Consider the following 1,563-nt stretch of genomic DNA (forward strand, 5'->3'; position numbering starts at 1 on the left):
GTGGTAATTCCTGCAGTTTCAGAATGGTTTTAGAATATAACTCTGTTTGGAACCTAAAAAATTGATGGTTTTGGATTTTTAATTTACGAATTTATCGGGAAAAGAGTCGTAATAGAGAATAATTGTTAGAAATTAGAGTTATAGACTAGAGATAACTCTTTGTATTGCCTAGGCTAAGAGTATCAACACGACGATCTGAGATGAGTCATGGAACAAAAGCTCTACTATCTACTCCATAAAATCACCATGTGGGTGCTTAAAATAGCGGCTAAGGTATTGCCTATTACCAAGCCAACGCTCTTTTTAGGCAAAGACGCGTTAAAGCAGTTATGCGATAGCGTTTCGATCATGGGGGTTGATAATGTCTTGATTGTGTCAGATGAAGGCATTGTAAAGTTGGGCTTTGTAAAACGATTGGTGTTTGAGTTTGAAAGGGTGGGTGTTCACTGCGAAGTCTATTCAGGAGTGGAACCTGACCCAACCTATCGTCATGTTGAAGCGGGTCTGGCTTTGTATCAAACCAAAAAGTGCAACGGTGTTGTCGCGATTGGAGGTGGTTCATCTATTGATTGTGCCAAGGTCATTGCTGCGTGTGTCACCAACCCTAAACCTATTAAGAAACTTGTGGGGTTACTGAGGGTATGGCGAGCACCTGCTCCCTTGTTTGTTTTACCCACAACGGCGGGAACGGGATCAGAAGTAACGGTGGCGGCTGTTGTATCTGACCCTGAAACTCACCAAAAAACGCCGCTTATGGATCCAAAGCTGGTCCCTGTTGCTGCGGCGCTTGATCCAAGCTTAATGCTGGCCCTTCCTGCTCACATCACTGCGCAAACCGGTATGGATGCACTCACACACGCTGTGGAAGCGTACATATCGTGTAATGCCACCGTTGAAACGGATAGGTACGTGCTGGCGTCAGTAAAACTCATTCATGAAAACCTTGAAAAAGCGGTGATCTTCGGCCAAAACGCAACAGCTAGACAGAAAATGGCGCTTGCTTCTTACTACGCAGGTCTTGCGTTTACGAAAGCCAGTTTGGGTTATGTTCACGCGATTGCCCACGCAGTTGGCGCCAAATATGGCATTCCACATGGCTTGGCTAATTCAGTGGCTCTGCCTCATGTACTGGAGTATTCAAAACACGAGGCTCAGCAGCGACTCGCGCAACTCAGCGATGCCATTGGTGTTGCTAGTTCTACCGAGAGTGAAACAGAAAAGGCCCAAGCTTTTATTGAATACATTAAAGATCTTCAGCGCAAGCTGAGCCTGCCAACTACCTTTGATGCCGTCTTAGAAGAGGACATCGCTGACCTAGCCAAGCAGTCTTTGCATGAGGCGCAATGGAATTACCCTGTGCCGCGTTATATGTTGCAAGAAGAGTGTGAGCGACTGATCGCGAACATGGCGGGTGCAAAGTAGCCGTCTTAATATTGTTAACAGCTTAGAATGTTAATCCTATCGATATATGAGAGCCACTATAATCGTCTTAGTATTAAATAAATTATTTAGTTAATTTTGTATTAACGAATGCTGTAAATTTACATTATTAGTATGGTTTTC

General features: G+C 44.2%; 1 protein-coding gene. It reads left to right on the plus strand.

All coding sequences use genetic code 11. From position 1 onward, the window contains the following. Window positions 1–207: 207 nt before the first annotated feature. The gene (locus BCU12_RS09200; RefSeq protein WP_102404031.1) at window positions 208–1,422 is read left to right on the plus strand and encodes an iron-containing alcohol dehydrogenase; all 1,215 of its coding nucleotides are present in this window, start codon (window positions 208–210) and stop codon (window positions 1,420–1,422) included. The last annotated feature ends 141 nt before the right edge of the window (window positions 1,423–1,563 follow it).

Source organism: Vibrio sp. 10N.261.55.A7 (assembly GCF_002877365.1).
Classification (GTDB): Bacteria; Pseudomonadota; Gammaproteobacteria; order Enterobacterales; family Vibrionaceae; genus Vibrio.

Bases quoted from the DNA above. Each gene is read 5' to 3' on its own strand.
- BCU12_RS09200 (WP_102404031.1), top strand. From the start codon at position 208: ATGGAACAAAAGCTCTACTATCTACTCCATAAAATCACCATGTGGGTG.